This is a genomic window from Frankia sp. CcWB2 (assembly GCF_977927585.1).
Window position 1 is genome coordinate 33,208 of record NZ_CDWRCM010000011.1, and the last position, 3,864, is coordinate 37,071.

The 3,864-nt window shown below is 73.5% G+C and carries 4 protein-coding genes, 1 pseudogene and 1 riboswitch; all 5 genes and pseudogenes read left to right on the forward strand.

What is annotated here, in order from left to right; genetic code table 11:
* Nucleotides 1-186, forward strand: a pseudogene (locus tag ACY45C_RS02665) (hypothetical protein); the annotation flags it as partial.
* On the forward strand, nucleotides 183-1,658 hold the full coding sequence (locus ACY45C_RS02670; protein WP_462186072.1) for an RsmB/NOP family class I SAM-dependent RNA methyltransferase: 1,476 nt from the start codon (nucleotides 183-185) through the stop codon (nucleotides 1,656-1,658). The pseudogene ACY45C_RS02665 and the gene ACY45C_RS02670, both read left to right, overlap by 4 nt.
* Before the next feature lie 33 nt (nucleotides 1,659-1,691).
* Nucleotides 1,692-2,402 (forward strand): ribulose-phosphate 3-epimerase, encoded by a 711-nt coding sequence (gene rpe / locus ACY45C_RS02675; protein ID WP_462186073.1) that lies wholly within the window; start codon nucleotides 1,692-1,694, stop codon nucleotides 2,400-2,402.
* Between the two features lie 69 nt (nucleotides 2,403-2,471).
* Nucleotides 2,472-2,601, forward strand: a riboswitch (FMN riboswitch).
* Between the two features lie 127 nt (nucleotides 2,602-2,728).
* Nucleotides 2,729-3,427: a riboflavin synthase gene (locus ACY45C_RS02680; protein ID WP_462186074.1), complete on the forward strand. Its 699-nt coding sequence runs from the start codon at nucleotides 2,729-2,731 to the stop codon at nucleotides 3,425-3,427.
* On the forward strand, nucleotides 3,424-3,864 hold a 441-nt coding region (locus ACY45C_RS02685), incomplete at its 3' end, for a 3,4-dihydroxy-2-butanone-4-phosphate synthase (RefSeq protein WP_462186075.1). The genes ACY45C_RS02680 and ACY45C_RS02685, both read left to right, overlap by 4 nt.

Sequence of the window (3,864 nt, forward strand, 5' to 3'; positions counted from 1 at the left end):
ACAAGCCCGGTGCTCCTCGGCGAGGTACGTCCCGAGGGACGAGGCCCGATGGCGGCCGCCGCCTGGGCCCGCGGGGTCCGGATCGCCGAGGGGGAGACCCTCGGCGAGATCGGCGCACGGACCGCTGCCGGCGCCGGCAGCGGTGGCCCGGCCGGCGCGATGCCAGTCAGTGGAGGAACGTCGTGAGATCGGCCGGTTCGCCGGGCACCCGTGGGCCCCGGCCAGGGTCAAGCGTCGACCGGCCGCGGCTGCTGGCCTGGGAGGTGCTTCGGGCGGTGGACGAGCGCGGCTCCTACGCCAACCTGCTGCTGCCGTCCCTGTTGGCGGGCAGCGGACTGTCCGCCCGGGACCGCGGGTTCGTCACGGAGCTCGCCTACGGTTCCCTGCGCGCGCAGGGAACCCTCGACGGGGTGCTCGACACGGCGACGAGCCGACCCGTCCACACCATCGACCCGCCGGTGCGCGACGCGCTGCGCCTGGGCGCCTACCAGCTGCTGCGGACCAGGGTCCCGGCCCGCGCGGCCGTGGCCAGCACCGTCGAGCTGGTCCGCACGACGAGCGGCGAGCGTCCGGTCCGCTTTGCGAACGCCGTGCTGCGTCGGGTGGCCGCCCGGGTAGCCGAGACCGGCGGCGATCTCGCCACGATGCTGTCCGCGCCGCAGTTCGACGTCGACCCTGTCGGTCACCTGGCGGTCGTGACGACGCATCCCCGCTGGATCGTCGAGGTCGTCGCGGAGGCCCTGGCCGGCGACCTCACGGCGACCCGCGCCGCGCTGGAGGCAGACGACGCCCGACCCGCGGTACACCTGGTCGCCCGCCCGGGCCGGGTGGACCGTGACCAGCTGCTCGCTGAGGCCGCGCAAGCAGGTCTGACCGCCCGGCCCGGCTCCTATTCGCCGTATGCGGTACGCCTCGACGGCGGGGACCCGGTGGGGCTGCCCGCCGTGGCCGCGGGCGCGGCCGCCGTGCAGGACGAGGGCAGCCAGCTCGTCACCCTGGCCTTGGCCCGCGCGGCGACGGTGGGCCGCGACCTCGGGCTGACCGTCGACCTGTGCGCGGGTCCCGGCGGGAAGGCGGCCCTGCTCGCCGCGCTGCTCGGCGGCTCCGCCTCATCGGACAGGCTGGGTCTGCCGGACAGGCTGGGTCCACCGGACAGGCCGGCCCTGATCGCGGTCGAGCCCCGGGCGACCCGGGCGGCCATGGTGGCCCGGTCCCTGGGCGGCGCGGCGCGGGCCTGGACGGTGCGCGCCGACGGCCGGGCGGCGCCGCTGCGGCCCGATGGGGCCGACCGGGTGCTGGTCGACGTCCCCTGCACCGGCCTCGGAGCACTGCGGCGTCGGCCGGAGGCCCGGTGGCGGCGGACCGCGGCCGATGTGGCCGCGCTCGTCCCGCTCCAGCGTGCGCTGCTCGTTGCCGCGCTCGACCTGGTCCGCCCGGGCGGGGTGGTGGCGTACGCGACCTGTTCCCCGCACCCGGCTGAGAGCGTCGAGGTGGTGCGTGGCGTGGCCGGACAACGCGCCGACACCTCCATCCTCGATGCCCGCCTGACCCTGCCGGAGGTCGACCGGCTCGGTGACGGCCCGTTCGTCCAGCTCTGGCCGCATCTCCACGGCACGGATGCGATGTTCGTCGCCCTGCTGCGCCGGGTCGACAGCTGAGGCGTCGGACCCGGGAGCCGATACCCTCGCGAAATGGCCACCGCGCAGATCTACCCCAGCCTGCTCGCCGCCGACTTCGGCCGGATCGCCGACGCGGCCCTGGCGGTCGAGGGGCAGGCTGACTGGCTGCACGTTGACGTGATGGACTACCACTTCGTCCCGAACCTGGCGTTCGCGCCGGACACGGTGACGGCCCTGCGCGCGGTGACGGATACTCCGCTCGACTGTCATCTCATGATCGACGATCCCGACCGCTGGGCGGCCGGGTACGCCGAGCGCGGCGCGGCGAACGTCACCATTCACGCCGAGGCCGTGTCCGACCTGCCCCGCACCACCAGGGCGATCCGGGCGGCCGGGGCCCGCACCGGCCTCGCCGTGAAGCCGAACACCCCGATCGAGCACTATCTCGACGACCTGCACCGGTTCGACCTGCTGCTGCTGATGACCATCGAGCCGGGTTTCGGCGGTCAGACGTTCATGACCGAGGTGTTGCCGAAGATCGAGGCCGCCCGGCGCCTGCTCGACGCCCGTGGGCTGGACCTGTGGCTGCAGATTGACGGCGGGGTCAACGCCGAGACGATCGAACGGGCCGCGGTGGCGGGTGTGGACGTGTTCGTCGCCGGCACGGCCGTCTTCGGGGCGGCCGATCCGGGCCAGGCCGTCGAGCGGCTGCGTGAGCAGGCGCTGCGGGCGGCGCTCCGGCTGTCCCCGCCCGCGCCACGCTCGGCGGTTGGGCCGGCGTGACCGCGTCCGGCGGCTTCACCGGCGTCCGGCGGCTTCATATGCCAGACTTGAGGCAGTACAACCAACAGCACGCGCGCTCCGGGGTCGGTGAAACTCCGAACCGGCGGTGACAGTCCGCGACCCGTCCGCAGGTACTGGGACGGCTGACCCGGTGGAATTCCGGGACCGACGGTTAAAGTCCGGATGGGAGGATGCGCGCGGGCCGAGTGCCCGTGGTGGTCGTTGACTGCTCGCGGGCGCGTGCCGGCGTGAGCGTGCCGGCGTGGTCCCGCGTGGTTTCTCCTCGCCCAGGGTGCGGGTGCCCGGGAGCGAGGGGCACGGGTCGGATGTTTACCGGCATCGTTGAGGAACTCGGCGTGGTGACCGCGGTGGATGCGCGGTCGGAGTCGGCGGCACTCACCATCGCCTGTCAGACGGTTCTGGGTGATGTGAGTCACGGCGCGTCCATCGCCGTCAACGGTGTCTGTCTCACGGTGACCTCCTTCGCCCGCCCGGGGCTCGACGGGGGCGCCGAGACCGGTACGGCCGGCGGCCCACCCGGCACAACGGACGGCCCGTCGGCGTTCACTGCTGACGTGATGCGGGAGACGCTGGTGCGTTCCTCTCTCGGGAAGCTCGCCGTCGGTGACCGGGTGAATCTCGAACGTCCCGTCCGGCTGGCGGACCGGCTGGGAGGCCACCTGGTCCAGGGGCACGTCGACGGCGTCGGCGCGGTCCTCGACCGGCAGCCCGGTGAGGGCTGGGAGCTCGTGCGCATCGCGCTCCCCGAGGGGCTCGACCGCTACCTCGTGGAGAAGGGCTCGGTGACGGTGGACGGGGTGAGCCTGACCGTCGTCGACATCTCGCCGGCCGGTGGCGACTCACCGGCCACCTTCACGGTCAGCCTGATCCCCACCACGCTCGCACTGACCACGCTGGGTTGCCGCGTGCCGGGTTCCCTGGTCAACATCGAGGTCGACGTGCTGGCCAAGTACGTCGAGAAGCTGCATGCCGGCCCCATCGAACCGAACGGACGACACCGATGACGACATCCGCGGCCGGCGCCTCCTCGACGGCCACCCTTCCCGCCGGTGCCCTTCCCGCCGGCTATGCCGACGTGCGGTTCGCCGCCATCGAGGACGCGCTCGCCGAGATCGCCGCCGGCCGCCCGCTCGTCGTCGTCGACGACGCCGACCGGGAGAACGAGGGTGATCTGATCTTCGCGGCGGAGGCCGCCACACCCGAGCTGGTCGCGTTCATGACGCGGTACACCTCCGGTGTGATCTGCGTGCCGATGGACGCCGCCGACACCGACCGGCTCGAACTGGACCAGATGGTCCCGCACAACACCGAGCGGATGGGCACCGCGTTCACCATCACCGTGGACGCCCGCGACGGCGTCTCCACCGGGATCTCCGCCGCCGACCGGGCCCGCACCATCCGGTTGCTGGCCGACCCGCAGACCATGCCCGGCGACCTGAGC